This window comes from Nocardia sp. NPDC087230, from assembly GCF_044744725.1.
Lineage (GTDB): Bacteria > Actinomycetota > Actinomycetes > Mycobacteriales > Mycobacteriaceae > Nocardia > Nocardia canadensis.
The window spans coordinates 173,812-192,138 of the sequence record NZ_JBIUYV010000006.1 but is presented as its reverse complement, the minus strand read 5'-3'; the positions used below and the strand labels follow the sequence as shown (position 1 = coordinate 192,138).

At 68.2% G+C, this 18,327-nt stretch carries 17 protein-coding genes; 10 read left to right on the top strand and 7 right to left on the bottom strand.

Translation table 11 applies throughout. The features are described from left to right. Window positions 1-108 precede the first annotated feature (108 nt). Together ACIO52_RS21805 and ACIO52_RS21800 are read right to left on the bottom strand one after the other, a co-directional pair. On the bottom strand, window positions 109-1,029 hold the full coding sequence (locus ACIO52_RS21805; protein ID WP_218719020.1) for an NADP-dependent oxidoreductase: 921 nt from the start codon (window positions 1,027-1,029) through the stop codon (window positions 109-111). Window positions 1,030-1,076: 47 nt separating this feature from the next. Further along, a complete protein-coding gene (locus tag ACIO52_RS21800) occupies window positions 1,077-4,340 on the bottom strand; it encodes a BTAD domain-containing putative transcriptional regulator (protein ID WP_402646253.1) in 3,264 nt (1,087 codons plus the stop codon). 114 nt (window positions 4,341-4,454) lie between these two features. On the opposite strand from ACIO52_RS21800, the gene ACIO52_RS21795 reads away from it, so the two are divergent. Both ACIO52_RS21795 and ACIO52_RS21790 read left to right on the top strand, forming a co-directional pair. Further along, a complete protein-coding gene (locus tag ACIO52_RS21795; protein ID WP_218719022.1) occupies window positions 4,455-5,096 on the top strand; it encodes a hemerythrin domain-containing protein in 642 nt (213 codons plus the stop codon). 92 nt (window positions 5,097-5,188) lie between these two features. Beyond that, entirely contained in the window at window positions 5,189-5,566 is a 378-nt protein-coding gene (locus tag ACIO52_RS21790) for a DUF4267 domain-containing protein (RefSeq protein WP_402646250.1), read from the top strand. 104 nt (window positions 5,567-5,670) lie between these two features. Here ACIO52_RS21790 and ACIO52_RS21785 read toward each other — a convergent pair whose 3' ends face one another. After that, window positions 5,671-6,489 (bottom strand): alpha/beta hydrolase, encoded by an 819-nt coding sequence (locus tag ACIO52_RS21785; RefSeq protein WP_402646247.1) that lies wholly within the window; start codon window positions 6,487-6,489, stop codon window positions 5,671-5,673. Between the two features lie 70 nt (window positions 6,490-6,559). Then, window positions 6,560-7,216, bottom strand: coding sequence for a hypothetical protein (locus ACIO52_RS21780; protein ID WP_402646245.1), 657 nt, complete (start codon window positions 7,214-7,216; stop codon window positions 6,560-6,562). A 153-nt stretch (window positions 7,217-7,369) separates the two neighbouring features. On the opposite strand from ACIO52_RS21780, the gene ACIO52_RS21775 reads away from it, so the two are divergent. From ACIO52_RS21775 to ACIO52_RS21740, 8 genes are all read left to right on the top strand, one after another. Beyond that, window positions 7,370-7,975: a PadR family transcriptional regulator gene (locus tag ACIO52_RS21775; protein WP_218719026.1), complete on the top strand. Its 606-nt coding sequence runs from the start codon at window positions 7,370-7,372 to the stop codon at window positions 7,973-7,975. Between the two features lie 30 nt (window positions 7,976-8,005). Further along, a complete protein-coding gene (locus ACIO52_RS21770; RefSeq protein ID WP_402646242.1) occupies window positions 8,006-8,713 on the top strand; it encodes a hypothetical protein in 708 nt (235 codons plus the stop codon). A gap of 1 nt (window position 8,714) precedes the next feature. Continuing rightward, the gene (locus ACIO52_RS21765) at window positions 8,715-9,476 is read left to right on the top strand and encodes a hypothetical protein (RefSeq protein WP_255587934.1); all 762 of its coding nucleotides are present in this window, start codon (window positions 8,715-8,717) and stop codon (window positions 9,474-9,476) included. After that, complete coding sequence (locus ACIO52_RS21760) at window positions 9,473-10,528, top strand: alpha/beta hydrolase family esterase (RefSeq protein ID WP_402646239.1); 1,056 nt, start codon at window positions 9,473-9,475, stop codon at window positions 10,526-10,528. The genes ACIO52_RS21765 and ACIO52_RS21760 overlap by 4 nt, the downstream gene beginning before the upstream one ends. A gap of 36 nt (window positions 10,529-10,564) precedes the next feature. Next, window positions 10,565-11,806 (top strand): MFS transporter, encoded by a 1,242-nt coding sequence (locus tag ACIO52_RS21755; protein ID WP_402646236.1) that lies wholly within the window; start codon window positions 10,565-10,567, stop codon window positions 11,804-11,806. 37 nt (window positions 11,807-11,843) lie between these two features. Next, window positions 11,844-12,914 (top strand): metallophosphoesterase, encoded by a 1,071-nt coding sequence (locus tag ACIO52_RS21750; RefSeq protein ID WP_218719030.1) that lies wholly within the window; start codon window positions 11,844-11,846, stop codon window positions 12,912-12,914. Between the two features lie 268 nt (window positions 12,915-13,182). Beyond that, entirely contained in the window at window positions 13,183-13,623 is a 441-nt protein-coding gene (locus ACIO52_RS21745) for an SRPBCC domain-containing protein (protein ID WP_402646233.1), read from the top strand. Window positions 13,624-13,629: 6 nt separating this feature from the next. Continuing rightward, on the top strand, window positions 13,630-14,400 hold the full coding sequence (locus ACIO52_RS21740; protein WP_402646230.1) for an ArsR/SmtB family transcription factor: 771 nt from the start codon (window positions 13,630-13,632) through the stop codon (window positions 14,398-14,400). A 58-nt stretch (window positions 14,401-14,458) separates the two neighbouring features. Here the strand turns inward: ACIO52_RS21740 and ACIO52_RS21735 are convergent, their stop codons facing one another. From ACIO52_RS21735 to ACIO52_RS21725, 3 genes are all read right to left on the bottom strand, one after another. After that, window positions 14,459-15,682 carry a globin domain-containing protein gene (locus ACIO52_RS21735; protein WP_402646227.1) on the bottom strand — a complete coding sequence of 408 codons (1,224 nt, stop codon included), beginning with the start codon at window positions 15,680-15,682 and terminating at the stop codon, window positions 14,459-14,461. 1 nt (window position 15,683) lies between these two features. Continuing rightward, window positions 15,684-16,154, bottom strand: coding sequence for an RrF2 family transcriptional regulator (locus tag ACIO52_RS21730; protein WP_402646224.1), 471 nt, complete (start codon window positions 16,152-16,154; stop codon window positions 15,684-15,686). A gap of 415 nt (window positions 16,155-16,569) precedes the next feature. Then, the gene (locus tag ACIO52_RS21725; RefSeq protein WP_218719036.1) at window positions 16,570-18,324 is read right to left on the bottom strand and encodes a GAF domain-containing protein; all 1,755 of its coding nucleotides are present in this window, start codon (window positions 18,322-18,324) and stop codon (window positions 16,570-16,572) included. Between the last annotated feature and the right edge of the window lie 3 nt (window positions 18,325-18,327).

Sequence of the window (18,327 nt, the reverse complement as noted above, 5' to 3'; positions counted from 1 at the left end):
GAGTATCCCACCGGGAACCTGGACCGAATCCTGGTCGGGACCCGGCCCAGCCATCAAGTGGCCAGGTCAACGCCCGTGTACGGGCAGCTTGCCTGTGCGCGGGAGGGATCAGGGGCGGAGCACGTAGCGCCCGCGCGTCCCGCCTTTGGCCATGGCGCGGTGGGCTTCGGCGGCCTCGGTCAAAGGCAGGACCGCGTGAACCCGGGCGGGCAGGCCGCCGCCGGCGGCGCGGGCGAGCAGCTTTTCCAAGCACGGGCCGTCCGAGTGCACCATCAGAATGTTCACCGTGATCCCGCGCTCGGCCGTGGGCGTCAGGTTCGGTCGGACGCCGACGAAGGATCCGCCGTCGCGGACCGGGTTCAAGCTCCATGCCTGCTGCGATGTGGTGTCGACGACGGCGTCCCAGCCGGGTTCGGCTTCGGTACGGAAGTCGGCGCCGAGACCGCGCACGAACGGTTCGTCTTCGGCGCGGGCCAGTCCGGTCACCTGCCAGCCGCGGTCGGGTGCCAGCGCGGCCACGTTCGCGCCGATCGCCCCGGCCGCGCCAGCCACCAGCAATCGGTTGCCCTCGGCGGGTGCATCGCCGAGCAGATCCACGATCTGTGCCGCACTCAATCCACTGAGCGGCACAGTCGATGCCGCGACCAGGTCGAGTTCGTCGGGAACCACGGCGAGATCAGTGGCCGGGACGACGAGTTGTTCCGCGTAGGTGCCGAAGTCGCGGTCGAAACCGAGGACGACGCCGGCCACCCGGGTACCGACGGCCAGTTCCACGCCCGCGCCGGTGGCGACGACGGTGCCGGCGAAGTCCCAGCCGAGGCCGGTGTGGGAGGGCTGGTTGATCATGCCCATCTGGTGGAAGAATCCGCCCGTGACGCCGAGGTCGGTGGGATTGACCGGCGCGGCCGCGACCGCGATGCGGACCTCTCCGGGGCCGGGCTCGGTGACCGGCAAGTCGATGATCTCGATCGAGTCGGGTCCGTTCGGGGTACGGACGACCGCGGCCCGGAAGGTGTGCGGGTTGTGCATGTTTCGTGCCTCCATCAGTTCGGTTCTGATGGGCTCGACACTGCGCCTCAGGTTTTGGAAGGAACTTGGAGCGGACTTGGAACGCGATCGGCGCGAGCAGTTGCTTCCGCGGCCCAGCCGGAGGCGTTCCACCTGTCGGCGATGGCGGCGGCCCGGGCGAAATGCGCTGCGGCCTCCTCGGCGCGGCCCAGGTACAGAGCGAGTTCGCCGAGCGTGTGGGCGACCGGGCGCAGGGCAAGGGAGACGCTCTCCGCGCCCGCCGGGGGACCTTCTCGATGCGGAAGCAGGTCCGCGTAGCTCTGTGCGGCGACGTCGCGGTCGTTCGTGGCGACGGCCGCCAGCGCACGCAGGCTGGTCAGGAAGGTGAAGAAGAAGTCGCGCCGGATCGGGGCGGGTTCGGTGCGGACCCGATCCGCTTCATTGCCGCGTCCCGCGGCGTGGAGGGCGAGGGTCAGCAGGTCGGCGGCTATCGGGCCGAGCGCCGCGTGCAGCGCGCGCACGTCGTCCACGTGGTCGCCCAGTGTGCCGTCGTTGATCCAGATCGCCGCCCGCGGGAGCCGCAGGAAACCCGCGGCATGCACCGATCCGGCGCGTTCCATGCGTTCGGTGGCCTCGTGGTAGAGCCGCGCGGCATCGGCGAAGCGGCCTTCGATGAGCACCAGTGTCGCCAGCGCGATCTCGGCCGCGCCGATCGCTTCCGGCATCCGGTATGTGCGGGCGAGGTCGAGCGCCTCCTCGGTCACGCGCCGCATGGTCGCGGGGTCGTTGGCGGCGGCCGCGTTCGCGGCCTGCTCGAGCAAACCGGTCACCCGGTAGACGGGCAGGTCGTGCTCGACGCTGATCTCCACCAGCTCACGCGAATACTCTTCCCGCCCGGACTCGCGGGCGACGAGCAGCAGCGCCGCGGCCCGCAGGCGCGGAGAGGGGGCGAGGTCGAGCGCTTCCCGCGCCGCCGCCATAACCGTCGGATCGTTCTCGCCCACCAACTCGTGGGCGTAGGCGATGAGGAGGTGGGACCGGGTGCCGGAGTCGAGATCGTGCCGTTCGAGCAGATGGCGGAGACGGTCGACGATGGGCTTGTCGACGGTGGCGTAGGCGCGGGCCTGCCAGGGGGTGGGTTCGGTCCAGGCGGTGAACGCGGCGATCATCAGGTCCTCGCGGCCGAGCGACTCGGCGTACTCCACGGCCTGTTCACGAGTACGTCGGGCCGCGTCGAAGGCTCCGGCTCTGACCTGCGCGCGCAGCAGCCTGCCGAGCAGATCGACCCGCTCGTCCGGATCGCTGGAGTTGGCGACGGCGTCGCCGAGGAGTGCGGCCGCCACATCGTGAGCGTATCGGGCCTCGGCGAGCTCGGCGGCCCGCGCGCAATAACCTGCGGCCTTCGGCGATCCCGCTCGTGCGTAGTGGTGGGCCAGCGCGGCGAAATCACCGGAGTCCTCCAGCGCTACGGCGATGCGGGCGTGCATTCGGGTGACCCGCAGCCGGCTGACATCGGTCAGGAGCGTGTCCCGGACCAGTGCGTGCACGAATCGGACCCGCCCGGGCCCGGGCTCGTCGAGCAATCCGGCGATGACGCCGGCATCGAGCGCGTCCAGCACGCCGTCCTCGTCGGTATCGGCGGCCCGCACGAGCACATCCACCGAGCTTTCCCGGCCCGCCACCGCCGCCAGCCGCAGGACGGACACACTGCTCTCGGGCAGCCGGGCGAACCGGCGCCGCAGTACGTCGCGGACACCCTCCGGAACCCCGGAAAGTGCGGTCAGCACGCCCTCACAGTTCAGCAGCCGCGCGGTCTCCCGCACATAGAACGGGTTGCCGCCGGTCCGCTGGGCGATACCGGCCACGGTCGCGTCGTCTGCTTCGCATTCGGAGCGGACCAGGTCGGTGACGGCGTCGCGATCGAGACCGGGCAGCTCCAGCCGCAGGGGCGCGGTGCGGGCGAGGGCCGCGAGTGTCGCGGCCAGGCGCTCGCTTTCGTCCGCACGGTATGCCGCGACGATCAGGAGGGGGTGCCGTGTGTCGACACCGGCGAGCAGTTCCAGGGTGGCGGCGTCCGCACAGTGCAGGTCGTCCAGCATGACGGCGACGGGGCGGTACGCCGCGATCGCCGACAGCCATGCCCACACGGCTTGCCGCAACCGGAAACGGCCGGCTGCCGCGTCCCCGGTGACGGTCACCGACTCCGACAACAACGGCGCCAGGTCGTCGGCGAACTCGCCCGGCGGAACGCTTCCGGCGACAGTCCGCAGCACCTCGACCCACGCCCAGGCGGGCGGCGCACTGTCGAGGTCGGGACAGCGTCCGGCGGCCACCAGCCAGCCCTCCCGTGCCAGCCGCACGCCGAGGCATTCGAGCAGCTTCGATTTGCCGAGCCCGGCCTCGCCGGTGACGAGCGCGACACGCACGCCCGCGTGACCGGTGTCCCGGGCGGTATCCATCAGCGCCGCCAGCTCGCTCTCCCTGCCGACGAACGGTACCGTGCAAGGCTTTTCGACGGGAGGCGGCACGATCACCGCGGCGCGGGGCTCGTCCGTCGCAGGCGCGACGGCCGTGCGGAGGAAGTCCGTGCGCTGGGTGAGGATCGCCTCTTCCAGCTCCACCAGATCCGGTCCGGGATCCAGGCCCAGTTCTTCGGCGAAGTGGGCACGGGCACGGCGGAGCGCGCCGAGGGAGTCGGCCTGTCGGCCGCTGCTCCACAGCGCGAGCGCGTGCAGGCGCCAGCCTTCCTCGCGCAGCGGATGGTCGCGGGTGAATGTCTCCGTGTCCGGCACGACCGCCGTCGGGTCGCCGAGGCGCAGGCCTGCCGCGATATGCAGCTCGCGGGCGACCAGGCGTAGCTCCTCGAGTCGCGCGATCTCGGCGGTGACCCACTGCTCGTCGGCGACCTCGGCGAAGGCGGACCCCTGCCACAGCGCCAGCGCCTCGGTCAGCCGGATCCGGGCTGCCCGTGGATCGGGCAGCGTGCGGGCCTCGTCGAGCAGTTCCTCGAAACGCCAGGCGTCCACCGCTTCTCGCGGCAGCCGCAAGGCGTAGCCGGGCGCCGCGCTCACCAGCACGCGGGCCGGCGCTCGCGGCGGGCGGCCGGGTTCGAGCAGACGACGCAGGTTGGACACGTACGCCTGCAATGACGCCAGGGCGCGCGACGGCGGTTCACCGCGCCACAGGTCCTCGATCAATCGATCGACAGGTACCACCTGCCCGCGAGCGGCTATCAGCAGCGCCAGTACGCCGCGCTGCCGAGGCCCGCCGAGTGGAATGGACTCGCCGCCGCTCTCGGCAGCAAACGAACCCAGCACCCGCACAAAGACCATGACGCGTCACATCATACGCACGCCGAGGTCCGAGCGTTCCAAGTCGGTTCCCAGTCCGTTCCAAACGCCCGAGCGCAGGCTCGAGGCATTCGAAACACTTGGAGGACACGAACAATGAGCATCGACACCCAGGATATGAAGATCGTGCACCGCGCATTCCGTCGCGAATCCCGAATGCTGATCGACCTCGTCGCGGCGGTAACTCCGGGTGACACCGCGCGGGCCGCGCTCATCGCCGCTCATTTCCGCGACTACCGACTCGGATTGAAGAACCACCACGAGGGCGAGGACGAACTGCTGTGGCCGCCACTGCTGTCCCGGGTCGACCCGGGAGCGGAAGTCATCCTGCGCATGCGCGCCCAGCACGAGCGCGTCGACATCGGTCTGACCAAACTGGACGCTGCGGTCCCGGCGTGGGAGGCCACGGCCGGCGCCGATGAACGCGACACCCTCGTAGCGCTGCTCGTCGACCACCGGGCGGTCCTGGTCGAACATCTCGACGATGAAGAGGCGGCGCTGTTGCCGCTCGCGGCCGTGCACATCACGGGGCGGGAGTGGGCTGCCCTGGGCGAGCACATGGTGGCCCACACACCCAAGCTCACCTTGCTCACGCTCCTCGGACTGGTCCTGGAGGACGCCGACCGAACCGAACGCGCCACGCTGCTCGGGGGCCTCCCCGCACCGGTCCGCGCCATCTGGCACGTCATCGGCCGTCCCCGCTACGCCCGTCACATCCGCCGCGTCCGCGCGGCCTGATCGCTGTCCTCCGCGAGGACGGGTGGCGCGGCCGTCCCTTCCTGTCTTCGTTTTCCAATTTCGAAATTACTTATCGTGCAGAGGAATTCATCATGCTTTCGATCGTCGGCAACTCTTTGGCCGCTGTCATCGCCCTCGCCGTCTTCGTCATGGGCACCAGCTTCTTCTGGGCGCCACAGGGTGCGGCCGGCTTCGGCATTCCGAACTCGCCGATCCAAGACACCGCCTTCCGCGCCTGGCTGCGCGTCAAGGGTGTCCGTGACATGGCCTGCGGGGTAGGCATTCTCGTCGTCCTCGCTGCCGGTACCACCACGCTGCTCGGCGGGCTTATTCTCGTCCTCGCGCTCATTCCGGTCGGGGACGCGATGATCGTGCTGCTCAGTAGAGGCCCGAAGTCCGCCGCTTACGGCGTCCACGCCACCACCGCGGCCGTGATGCTGACGACCGCCGCACTGCTGCTGACTGCCTGAACCCGCCCGCTCGACCATTGAGGACCACGCGGTATGTGCGGCAGAACAGCGGGTTTCTGTCGCCGCCGTGATCCGCGGGTATTCGCTGGGGCGGTCTCGGGTCTCTAGGAATGGAGACGTTCCGAGAGAAAGTCCAGTGTCGGGCCGATCGCGGTGTCGGCGTAGGCCACCGCGTGGCCGCGTCCAGGGATGATCTGGGTGTGCACGGTGACGCCGTCGGCGCGGAGGCGATCGGCGAAGCTCGTCATCTGGGTGAGCGGAATCAGCTCGTGACTCGAGTTGAAGAGCATCATCGGCGGGTTCGATGATGCCGTGTGTAGCGCCGGTGATGCCGCGGCCGCTTGCTCGGCGCAACTGGGAGTGGCCGGTAGGCAGCCGAGGAAGACCAGCGCCGCCACTGACGCCAGCATCGCGTCCGACGTTCCCGCGCGACCGGTGAGGTCATAGGGCCCTGACCATCCGACCATCGCAGCCAACGGCGCCTTATCGGCTGTCACCGCCTGCATGAGCAGGTGGGCACCGGCCGAGGTTCCGAGACCGCCGAGACGCTCGGGGTCCAGTGCGTAGTCGGCGGCGTGGCTACGCGCGAATTCTATGGCTGCCTCGACATCGTGGTACTGCCGCGGATTGCGCGGTGCGTCCAGCCGGTAGTCGATGTTGAATACGACGAAACCGCGATGTGCTGCCGCCCGCGCCTCGCTGTCGAGTAGTTCGCGGTTGCCTCGGACCCACGCGCCGCCGTGGACCAGAATCAGACCGGGGTGGCGTGCCCCATGGCCGTCCGAAGCGGGCCGGTAGACCGTCATCGGCTGCTCGCCCTGGCTGGTGGGGTAAGCGGATTCTTCGATCTGGATGGGCGCTGCGTCCGATCGCGCGACGGTGGGAACCCCGGTGGCTGCGGCGAGTACGGCGGCAGCGGCCATACACCACCGCAGAGTGGGCTTGTGCACTGTCAACTCCTGACTCGAGGGATGCGCAGATTGGTCACGCGGATCAGCGCAGCAGGGCGAGTCGGCTGACGAGGTCGTTGGGCCGGTATACCGAGGCGCTCCGGGTCCATGCCTGCCCCGACTCCGGATCGTAGGTGCTGGGCATGGTCACCCCCGCCGGGGCGAACGCGTGGAAGCCCTGCTTGATGGTGGTGTGGGTGGCGCGCCACTGATGGTCGGCGAAGGCGACCACCGCCACGGCGTCCGACTTCATCGACGGTCCACGCAGCTCCGCGACCTTGGCGGCCACCCCTTCGGTCGACAGATATACCAGCGTGCCGTCCGTGGCGCGCACCGGATCGATGGAGACCACATCGGTGAGGTGGTAGCGGGACACGAGCACCTCGGCGATTTCGGTTTGGGCATACACCGGGATGTCGCGATCACCGCGGGCGGCGACGACCGCCGCGGCGAGCTCCTCGTTGACCGGTCCCGGCGCGCCGACCTCGCGCGCCGGGTCCACGCCCGCCGGAATCCGGTTGCCGAAGCTGTAGGCGAGCACGATCGTGGCCGACTCTGCTGGACCGGCGGGTGCGGTCCACAGATCGAGCGTCGACTGATCGAAAGCCGGGACAGGGAAGTCGGCGGCGGCGGGAGCGTAGGTGAACAGTGCGGAGACCGCGGCGATGCTCACGGCCGCCGCGGCGCGATTCCAACTCATGGCGGCGGACTCTAACAGCAATCACGGCCGCGCGCATACGCTACCCACGTCCGGTGCCTATGTTCGTAGGAACATAGGCGCGATGAAGAGTGTCCGGTGGGTCAACTTGGTGAGCACTCAAAACTTAGTTCTTGACACGGACTGCCTGTCGATGTGATCGTGTTCATACATTCGAAGGAACATAGGAGTCCGATGCAGCTCGACTATGTGATCCTCGGCTTGCTCTCGGTGCGGCGCCTGACCGGCTACGACCTGCGGCTGTGGATGACAGGCTCCGGCCGCTACCTCGGTTATGGGGTCCAACTGCCTCAGATCTACCGGCGCCTAGCGCAATTGGTCGATCGCGGTCTGGTGGGTTTCGAGATCGACGCACGCGAAGGGCGGCCGGACGCGAAGGTCTATTCCATGACCGAGGCGGGCCGAGCCGCGCTGCTGGAATGGGCACGCTCCCCGTACGAGCCGTCACCGCGGCCGATGGACCCGGAGTTCAACCTGCGCTTCGTGTTCGCCGGGCAGTTGGATCGGGAGATCGCGATCGACATCGTCCGCACCGAACTGGCCTACCGGATCGAGCACGACGCCACCTCGCCCGCCGCGCCGCTCCCGGAAATCTACGACCCGCAAATCCCTGAGCTGGACCCGAACTGGGCCCGGGAAATCCATACGTTGGCCCACGAGAACGGTTACGCGTACGCGCGGTCCTACATCACCTGGCTCCAGCTCACCCTCGCCCGCCTCGAAGCGGGCCGTCCGGACTGACGTCCACGCCTTGTGAAATGAGAAGAAAACATGAGTAAGTACAGTGCGATTTCGGCAGCCGTCATCGCCGCGATCGCCTCCGTCTCGACTGCCTCGAATGCTGCGGCGGCACCGGAGACGACGTCACCGGTGACCTACCATGCGTCCGTGGTCGGCGGTTCCGTAATAACGACCCTCGAGAACGGAACCTTCACTCTCGCGCCGGATTCGCGAACGGTGACGATTCGGGACACCGCGGCGCGAGATCTCGAATCGCTACCGCTGGCCGCCACCGTCGACGGTGCGCATCTCCCGATTCGGCCGTACATCTCCGCCGACGGCCGCCAGCTCACCCTGGTCCCGGACACCACGGCCCTGCTGCTGCACCCGGCTCAGCCGATCGCGTCGCCGATCGAGAACCAGCTGGCCATGAACGACCTCATCAACTCGGTGAGTATCGGCACCTCGGTCGGCTCGCTGATCGGTACCGCGATCGGCGCGGTCATCGGCATCGGCGCCGGGTTCGCCCTCGCCGGCGCCTCCTGCCTGGCTTTGAGTATCGGTTGCGTGGTAGCCGCGCTGCCGATCATCACGCTCGTCGGTGGCGTCGGCGCCCTGGCCGGTGTCGTGCTGGGCGGCGGTTCCACCGCCGCGTTCGCGCTCTACGAATATCTCACCACCCTCAACGCGGCGCCCGGCACGAGCAAGTACGGCGAGTACGCGCAGGGCAAGCCCAGCACCGCACCCGAGGTTCGCTGATATGGCATCTCGCACGATCGGCATGGGATCGTCCGCCGGCGCGATGGCAGTCCTTCTCGCCGCAGCCGCGATCGCGGCGGCACCGGCCTCGGCCGAGTCGGGCGCGGCAGCACAGTTCGAATCGGCGGTGGTCGGCGGCGCCGTGGTCACCACCCTGACCAGCGGTGGATTCGCCGTCGCCGCCGACGGTCTGACGATCGAGATCCGCGATGACGGCGGTACCCGAATCGATGTGCTGCCGTTGGCTTTCGAGCTCGAGGGCCAACGGCACCGCATCACCCAGCACATCTCCGATGCCGGGCGCACGCTGACGTTGACGCCGGACACCGCCGGTATCAGCTCCATTGCCTCGCCGATGGAGGAGCAGCTCGCGCTCAACGAACTCGCCGGAAACCTCACCCGGGGAACCGTCGTCGGCACCCTGGTCGGCACGGTGGTCGGGGCGCTCGTCGGCGCGGTGATCGGACTGGGTTCCTGTCTGATCGTCGGACCGGCCTGCCTGGCCACCACACCGGCCGCGATCGCCGCGTTCGCCGGCGCGGGCGGGCTCGCCGGAACGCTGCTCGCCGGTGCGGCGACGCTGGTCGATGGTGTATGGAAATACCTGCGCACCAGACAATCCGAGCCCGGACAAAGCCCGTTCGCGAACCAGGACGGCGTGCTCGATCCGCAGGGAACCGGGGTGCCGGATGCCAACCTGCGGTTGCCGAGCGGATCGGCCAACGGACTCAAGACCGGCTCCTCGAGCGGATCGTCCCGGTGATCCCGACAGGCGTTTCCACGATTGTCCGATCCGCGATCGCCGCAGTACTGGCCACCGTGTTCGGCCTGAGCCAATCCGCCGCAGCGGCACCGCCCGCAGACCGCACCGACACCGGCAGCTACACCGCGGGCGGGCTGACCTACGACTACCGCAGCTTCGTGCCCGGCGCACTACCGGAGGCCCCGGCCCTGCTCGTCATGGTCCATGGCTGCAACACCACCGCCGAGCAACAGCAGCAGGCAAGTCAGCTCGACCCGATAGCCCGGCGTGCGGGTTTCGTCGTCCTCTACGTCGACGGCAGCCCGCTCAACGAACTCCAAGGGCGCTGCTGGTCGGGGCTGGCGGCACCGGGAAACGAATCGCGAACATCGGGCGACGCGGCCGCGATCGCGGGTATGACCCGGCTCGTCGCCGACCGCCACCACGTCGATTCTCAGCGGATCTATGCGCTCGGAATGTCCTCGGGTGCATTCCAAACGGCAATGCTCGGCGGTCATTTCCCGGACCTGTATGCCGCGATCGGCCTGCATTCGGGCGGTCCGTTCGGTCATGGCGTGCCGGGATGTGTCGGCACCTACCTGCCGATCGCCGCACCGGAAGCGCTGGCGGCGCGAGCATTTTCCGCTCAAGGCGAGCATCGCCGGGTGCTGCCGGTCATCGCCTTCCACGGCGACGCCGACAAGACCGTGCCCTACGAGTGCGGGCAAGAGGCGGTCGAGCAGTGGCGACTGACCAACAACACGACCCTTGCCGCCCAAGGTGTTCCGGAACCGATTCCCGCCACACCGTCCAACATCGGTGAGGGTGTCGCGCAGGTTGCCCAGGGCCACCGCTTCACGGTCCGAACATGGGAGCTCCCGAACTCGCCGTGCCCCGTGCTGCAATCCTGGACCGTCCACGGCGAAGGCCATTTCTGGTCCGGTGGCTCTCCTGATGCGCGCTCGGCGCAGTTCACCGACCCTCGTGGCCCCAACGCCTCGGAATTGGTGTGGCAGTTCTTCTCCCGCATCGATCGGACCGAGAACGGTTACCACTGCCGCCGATCCGCATAAGCGCCGGCTCGACCTTTCCGAGAATTCTGGAACCACGTGACCTTTCCTGAGACCGACCACAGCATCGGCGAGAATACCTCTGCCGCAGTCCCTTCCGACCGGCGCCTGTTGTCACTGCTGTTCACCGCCAACACCGCCATGTACGCGCTGTACACCGGTGTCGCCGGGGTGCTGCTGCCCTTGCAGATCGAACGAATCGATCCCGCCGACAAGGTCGCCAACCTCGGGCTGGTCGCAGGCGTGGCAGCGATCTTCGCGACGGTGTTCAATCCGGTCGCGGGTGCACTGTCGGATCGCTCCGGCCGCCGCAATCCCTGGATCCTGGGGGCCGGGCTCGCGGCGATCGCGGCGATGGCCCTGCTGGGCAGTGTGAACACGGTGCTTCTGGTCGCCATCGCCTGGTGCCTCGGGCAGGCGGTCATGAACGTCTATCAGGCCGCGCTGACTTCGGTGGTGCCCGACCGGGTGCCGGTGGAAAGGCGCGGGATCGCCTCGGCCGCGGTTGGTCTCGGGTTGCCCGTCGGATCGGTCTCGGGCGTGCTGATCGCCTCGGTGTTCGCCGAGCATTTCCGCACCGGATATCTTGTGCTCGGTACGCTGGTCGCGGTGGCGGCGGTGCTGTTCACCTCCGGCGCCCGCGAACAGCGGAGGCAGGTCACAGCGTCCGTGCCATGGCGAGAACAGGTGACTGTCTTCCTGAATGTGCTGCGCGAGCACGACTTTCGATGGGCGTTCATCGGACGAGCGCTGCTGGTGCTGGGCTACTTCGCGGTCGTGGGCTACAAGCTCTACATTCTCCAGGACCACACCCGGCTGCCCGAGGGGCTGGATCCGGCCGATGGTGTGGCCGTCCTCGCGACCATCTCCGCTGTCACCATGGCCTTCTCGACCGTGGTGGGCGGAGTGCTCTCCGATCGGCTGAACCGCCGAAAGCTCTTCGTCGCGCTCTCCGCGGCGCTGGCGGCCGCGGCCCAGATGATCCCGGTGATCAGCCCGACCTGGCCCGGCATGATGGCCTTCGCCGCGGTCAATGGTCTGGCGTTCGGCTGCTTCATGGCTGTCGACACCGCCCTGGTCACCATGGTGCTCCCGAAGGCCGAGGATGCCGCCCGCGATATGGGCGTGCTCAATATCGCCAACGCGGGGCCCCAGATCCTCGGTCCCTTCGTCGCTTCCGCCGTCGTCAGCCTGGGCGGCTATACCGCCCTCTTCGTCGTCGGCGCCGTGCTGTCGGTACTCGGCGCGCTGGCCGTGGCGCCGATTCGTTCAGTGCGCTGAAGTCGCACCCGATCCCGGACAGGAAACACCCACCTCCATGACGCATTCAACCCGGTCCGGCATCAGCCGCCGCGACGTTCTGTCCGGCGCCGTCGCAGGGATCACCCTTGCCGGCCTGACACCCGCGGCGGCCGTCGCCGCCGAAGTGCCGAAGTTCGCGCCGCGAGCTGTCGATACCGCGCGTCTTCTGATCACCGGCGACGCAGGCACCGGTACCCGCACCCAATGGGCGGTCGCGGACGCGGCGCGGCAGTTTCACGCCCGCGAGCCGTTCACCATGGCAGTCGGCCTCGGCGACAACATCTACGAATCCGGCCCGCACGCCCCCGACGACGTCCAATTCACCACGAAATTCGAGGATCCCAATGCGGGCCTGGACTTTCCGTGGGCCATGGTGCTCGGCAACCACGACACCTCCGGGGTGTTCCCCGGCGACGGCGGCTGGCTGACCCGCGGCAACCACGAAGTCGAGTATCACGCCAAATCCGCACGCTGGTGGATGCCGAGCCGCTACTACTCGGTGTGCGTGCCCGAACAGAACCCCGTGCTGGAGTTGTTCATCCTCGATGTCAACCCGCTCGCGGCCTACCTGCCACCATTGCTGGAACCGTACTGGTCGGTGGACGGTCCCTACATGAACGAGCAGCGCGCCTGGCTCGACCGCGCGCTGGCCGAGTCGACCGCGCGGTGGAAGATCGCCTGCACCCACCAGCCGTATCTCAGCAACGGACCACACGGGGACGCGGGCCGCTACGAAGGGCTGGCGATCGAACCGATCAACGGTGTGCACGTCAAACGGTTCCTCGAAGACCATGTGCTGGGCAAGGTCTCCTTCCTGCTCTCCGGTCACGACCACACCCTCCAGGTCCTCGAACCGACCGCCGCGACCAAAGGCACCCGACAGATCATCTCGGGCGCGGCGAGCAAGACCGCGACCGGGCTCTCCGCCACCCACTCGGAGTCGGCGCACCCGGCCCTCTTCGAAACCCAGCACGAGCTGGGATTCATGGTCATGGACCTGAGTGTCGACGCCGTGAATCTTCGCGTGATCACCGTGGAGCCGACCGCGGGTGTGAGTAGCCAGGTGTTCGACCGCCGCCTGAGCTGACCGACGGGATTCCGAGTCGAAGAGGGTGGGGACACGCGATGCGGACGAGGACCCCGCTGCCGGACGTGGGATGAAGCGTCGGCGCCGACCAACACCGATCGAACCGCTGCACAGATGGTTCTCCGAGCCTTCCGTCCAGCCGCTGGCTCAGCGTCCCTGCCCCCATGATCGATACCCGGCAGGCCTGCGATGCCGTTGACATGCATCCGATTGGCTGCCTAAATTGTATGGGCAGCTGATTGGCTGCCTATTGCAGAGGAGGCTCGCCATGGCCGATATCCGGCACCGTGTGGGGGTTTTCGCCCCACAGCAGAAGGTCTACGACACCGTCAGCACGCCAAGCGGAGTGTCGAAGTGGTGGATGTCCGCCAGCGGCGACCCCGAGCACGCGCTCGAGTTCGGCGACGGCGACGAGCCGATCCTCACTGTGCGGGTGGTCGAGCTCGTCCCAGGGCGGCGCGTGGTGTGGGAATGTATGGATGGGCCGGGCGAGTGGGTCGGCACTACGATCACCTTCGACATCTATCCCGGACCGGTGGCGGAGGAGACGGTCGTGAAGTTCACCCATGCGAACTGGCGTGAGCCGGTGGAGTTCATGCACCACTGTTCCACTCGCTGGGGGCAGTTCCTGTTCAGTCTGAAGAACGGGCTGGAGCACGGCGGCTGGCAGCCCGTCGCCGCGATGCCCCCCGCCAGCAGCTGGAACTGACCGACGGTGGACGACGTCTTCCGGGCACTGGCCGATCCGACCCGCCGCCGGCTCCTGGACGACCTCAACGCTCACAACGGGCAGACGCTGCGTGAACTGTGCGCCGGCCTGGACATGGCCCGGCAGTCGGTGAGCAAGCACCTCGCGATCCTGGAGCGGGCGAACCTGGTCACCCCCGTCCGGCGGGGCCGAGAGAAGGTTCACTACCTCAACCTGGCGCCGATCAACGAGATCGCGCAACGCTGGATCAATCAGTACGACCGGGCCCGCGTCGAGGCCCTCTCGGATCTGAAACATGCCTTGGAACGGACCCACATGGACGCGACCGGCACCCACGAATTCGTCTACACCACCTACATCCGGACCACCCCGGAACTGCTCTGGCAGGCCCTCACCGAACCGGCCTTCACCCGCAGGTACTGGGCCGGCTATACCTTCGAGTCGGACTGGCGGCCCGGCTCGACCATCGTCGTGACGGCTGGCGACGGCACCGTCGCCGACGACCCCGAACAGGTTGTCCTGGAAGCCGATCCGTACCGCCGCCTTGTCTACACCTGGCATCGCACCACGACCTGCCACGGCGGGACATCCGAACCGCGCTCCAGGGTGGCCTTCGACCTCGAGGACACGGGCGGCCTCGTGAAACTCACCGTGGTCCACGACGGATTCCTGCCGGGCAGCGCGGTACTGGAGAGCATCGGCCAGGGCTGGCCGCGTGTCCTTGCCGACCTCAAGACCCTGCTGGAAACAGGCGAGCTGACCGAAACGGTTCGCTGAGGCGCCTGGCGTCGGTGTCGCGCCACCTCGGTGTCCCCACCTCGTCGATGTGCGACATCTACGCGGGGGCCGGCGCCCAGCGATCCGGTCCGAAGACCTCGTAGTGGATGTTCTCAGCCGCCACACCCTTGTCCAGGAGCGCCTCGCGCACGCTGAGCATGAAGGGCAGCGGTCCGCACAGGTAGGCGCGGGTGCCGTCGGCGATGGCGATCTCGCCGAGGTCGGCGCGGCCCTCCCGGAGCCCGTCTTCGGGTCGGCGGGCGCCGAGATCTTCATACCAGCGGTGCATGACCGCGAGGGGCAGCCGGTCGACGAGTTCGGCCAGCTCGGCGCGGTGGGCGTGGCTGCTGGGCGCGCGGTCGGCGTGGACCACCGAGACGGGGCGGGGGTCGGCGGTGTCGGCGAGGTGACCGAGCATGCCCATCATCGGGGTGCAGCCGATGCCCGCGGAGATCAGCAGCAGCGGCGCGTCGTCGTCCGCGAGTACCAGATCTCCGAAGGGGGTGGTCACGTCGAGGATGTCACCCTCGAAGACGTTGCGGTACAGGAAGTTCGAGACCTCGCCGGCGGGGGCGATCGACTCGTCGGGCAGCGTGTGCGGGTCGACGCGCTTGACGGTGATGCGCCAGTCTCCGGCGGAGGGCGCCGAGGACAGGCTGTACTGACGGATCTGGCGGGCGCCGTCTTCGAGGCGGACACCCACCGACAGGTATTGGCCCGGTGCGAAGGACGGCAGCGGCGCGCCGTCGAGCGAGGTGAGCACGAAGGAGACGGCGTCGGCCGACTCCTGGCGGCGCTCGCGCACCCGCGTCTGCCGCCAGACGTGACCGTCGGCGACGCCCGCTGCCCGGTACAGTCCGGCTTCCATCGCGATGAGCGTGTCGGCCATCAGCCAGTACAGCTCGTCCCAGGCCGTCGCGACCTCGGCGGTGACGGCGTCACCGAGTACCTCGGCGATGGCATCGAAGAGATGCTTGTGCACGATCCGGTACTGCTCGGGCCGGATTCCCAAGGAGGCGTGCTTGTTCGCGATCCGCGAGAGGATGAGGTCCACCCGGTCCTGATCCGGTTCGAGTTGCAGCGCGGCGAAGGCGGCGATGGCGCCGGCGAGCGCCTTCTGCTGGTCGCCCTGCCGCTGGTTGCCGCGGTTGAACAGGTCGCGTTCGAGTTCGGGGTGCGCGGCGAACATCCTGCGGTAGAACAGGGCGGTGATATCGCCGATGGCGGCGCCGACTGCGGGCAGGGTGGCGCGGATGATCTCTTTCGCGGGGGCCGAGAGCATGTCATTCTCCGTTCGTTGTGGCGGTGTCTAAGTGGGTGTCGCCCACGCGGGGGAGGGCGAGAAGAACTGTGCGGGTGGGGGTTCGGGTGAGGTCCTCGATCGTGAGGGCGTCGAGGGAGGCGAAGAAGGACTCCTGCGCGGTGCGCAGGGCCGACCGCAGGAGACAGTTCGCCCGCAGCGGGCACGGGGTGGCTCCGTCGCATTCGACGACTTCGCTCTCGCCTTCGAGCCGCCGCACCAGCCAGCCGACCGAAGCGGTGCGGCCGAGCTCGGTGATGGCGAGACCGCCGCGCCGTCCGCGCCGGGCGTCCACGATTCCGAGTTCGGCCAACCGGGTGATCACTTTCGCCATGTGGGCGTAGGACACCGCCAGTTCGTCGGCGACCTCGCGGCTGCCCGGCCGATCGTCCGAGGTCACCGCGAGCCGCATGACAACGCGAAGTCCGAGGTCGGTGAAGCGGGTGAGCTGCATGGCCCGAACCTACAATAATTCGTATTCGAGATACCAATTTTGTGAGCCGGGTAACCGGAAGACGTACGGAGGGTTCGGCGTGGGCTCGGCCTGCCCCACGACGGCTTGCTGAGGCTAGGTGGGCCGAGCCGGGAATCAGGGTCCGGCGGACCACCCGGACGAGGCGGTCGCGCGCTCCGTCGGCCGCGACCTGGACAGGTCGCGTGGTGGCATCCCGCTCAGGTTCGGGAAGATGGGGGTCGGCACCGTGGTTGGGGTGCGCGAATCGTCGATGGTCGGTGTGGTCATGGTTTGTCTCCCGGTACCGGCGGCGCACACGCATCTTGGTGATGCATGAAGCGTCCGCCTCGCGGCGCACCCGGGGTAGAGACCTCCGGCCTCGGAATGAGGACCAACCGGCCCTTGGGCCGGGTGATCAGGGAAGCGGAACTGTCCAGCGCAGGACGGTTCCACCTTCGGGGCGGTTGTCGAGGTGAAAGGACCCGCCCGCCCGCTCGGCCCGGACGGCGAGATTTGCCAATCCACTGCGGCGCGAGATGTCGTCGGGAACGCCGACACCGTCGTCGGCGACTTCGATCGATACCTCGTCGCCAACGCGGAGTTCGACCGCGACCAGACTGGCCTGGGCGTGGCGGACCACGTTGCTCACCGCTTCGCGCAGGACCGCTTCGACATCGTCGGACAGCGGCGGGGCCAACACGGTGACGGGCCCGGCGAGCCGGACGGTGGTACGCAGCCCGGTGTCGGCGGTGGTGTCGACGATGATGCCGTGCAGATGCTTGCGGTACTTCGAGGAATCGGCGGTGTTGTTGCTCTGCAGGTCGAAGATCGAGTGTCGGATGTCCTGGACGATGGATTGCACATCGTCGATGGTCTCCATCAGCCGCGACTTGACCTCCGGAGTCCGCGCTCGCTGCATCGTGCCCTGCAGGGACAGTCCGACGGCGAACAGCCGCTGGATGACGTGATCGTGCAGGCCCCGTGCGATCCGGTCGCGGTCGGACACCACGTCGAGTTCGCGCATACGTCGCTGGGTATCGGACAGCTGGAGGACCAGGGCGGCTTGATCGGCGAAGGCGGCGAGCATGGCCGTAGTGGTCTCGTCCAGGGCCGGGGAGTCGGCGGGGCGGATGGTCGTGAGGACGCCGATCACCGAGGAACCCACCCGCAACGGGACCACCACGGCGGGCCCGAAGCGGGTCCTGGCCGGGGAGAACAAGTTGTAGGGGAGTTTGTCGGAGACGACAATCTCATCGGAGCGGTACGCGGCACCGGACTGGGAATCGTCGACGGCGAGACGCTGGTCGATGATCGCTTCGGCGTCGACCCCCGCCGCGGCGATCACCACCAATTCGGACACTTCCTCGGGTGGCACGTCGGGATCCTCGGGCAGCGCGACGAATGTGCACGCGGATTGTGTGAGGGTGAGGGCCCGCTGGGTGACCAGGTCGAGGACTTCCTTCGGCTCGCCGCCGGCGAGTAGTTCGGTCGTGACGTCCCTGGTCGCTTCGAGCCATTGCTGGCGGACGCGGGATTCCTCGTACAGGCGGGCATTGGCGATGGCGATGCCCGCCGCGGCGGCCAGTGCCTGCACGACCACCTCGTCGTCGTCGGTGAATTCCTGACCGCCGGCCTTCTCGGTGAGGTAGAGATTCCCGAAGATCTCGTCCCGGACCTTGACGGGCACACCGAGGAATGTGTTCATCGGCGGGTGGTGTGGGGGAAAGCCGACGGAGGAGGGATGATCGGACAACCTGGTCAACCGGATCGGCGTCGGCTCCTGGATGAGGAGTCCCAGCACACCGTGACCGCGGGGCAGGTCACCGATGAGGACTCTGGTCCGGTCGTCGATACCTTCGTAGACGAACTCCGCGAGTTGGTTGCTGGTCTTGTCGGTCTCGCGGACACCGAGGGCGCCGTACTGGGCATCGACGAGTTCGATGGCGGTGTGCACGATCGAGCGCAGTGTGTCGTCGAGATCGAGTCCCGCAGTGACGACGAGCATCGCCTCGATCAGCCGGTCCATGTTGTCGCGCACGTCGATGATCTGCGCGATACGGTCCTGGACCTGGCCGAGTAGCTCTCGCAGCCGCAATTGCGACAGCGTCTCGGTGACCCCTACCTGCGGGCCATTCGTAGAGTCCAGACCGTATTCGCTCACGGGCGACATTGT

Coding starts and splice junctions, on each gene's coding strand:
- ACIO52_RS21805 (WP_218719020.1), bottom strand. CDS start 1,029: ATGCACAACCCGCACACCTTCCGGGCCGCGGTCGTCCGTACCCCGAAC.
- ACIO52_RS21800 (WP_402646253.1), bottom strand. CDS start 4,340: ATGGTCTTTGTGCGGGTGCTGGGTTCGTTTGCTGCCGAGAGCGGCGGC.
- ACIO52_RS21795 (WP_218719022.1), top strand. CDS start 4,455: ATGAGCATCGACACCCAGGATATGAAGATCGTGCACCGCGCATTCCGT.
- ACIO52_RS21790 (WP_402646250.1), top strand. CDS start 5,189: ATGCTTTCGATCGTCGGCAACTCTTTGGCCGCTGTCATCGCCCTCGCC.
- ACIO52_RS21785 (WP_402646247.1), bottom strand. CDS start 6,489: ATGGCCGCTGCCGCCGTACTCGCCGCAGCCACCGGGGTTCCCACCGTC.
- ACIO52_RS21780 (WP_402646245.1), bottom strand. CDS start 7,216: ATGAGTTGGAATCGCGCCGCGGCGGCCGTGAGCATCGCCGCGGTCTCC.
- ACIO52_RS21770 (WP_402646242.1), top strand. CDS start 8,006: ATGAGTAAGTACAGTGCGATTTCGGCAGCCGTCATCGCCGCGATCGCC.
- ACIO52_RS21765 (WP_255587934.1), top strand. CDS start 8,715: ATGGCATCTCGCACGATCGGCATGGGATCGTCCGCCGGCGCGATGGCA.
- ACIO52_RS21750 (WP_218719030.1), top strand. CDS start 11,844: ATGACGCATTCAACCCGGTCCGGCATCAGCCGCCGCGACGTTCTGTCC.
- ACIO52_RS21745 (WP_402646233.1), top strand. CDS start 13,183: ATGGCCGATATCCGGCACCGTGTGGGGGTTTTCGCCCCACAGCAGAAG.
- ACIO52_RS21735 (WP_402646227.1), bottom strand. CDS start 15,682: ATGCTCTCGGCCCCCGCGAAAGAGATCATCCGCGCCACCCTGCCCGCA.
- ACIO52_RS21730 (WP_402646224.1), bottom strand. CDS start 16,154: ATGCAGCTCACCCGCTTCACCGACCTCGGACTTCGCGTTGTCATGCGG.
- ACIO52_RS21725 (WP_218719036.1), bottom strand. CDS start 18,324: ATGTCGCCCGTGAGCGAATACGGTCTGGACTCTACGAATGGCCCGCAG.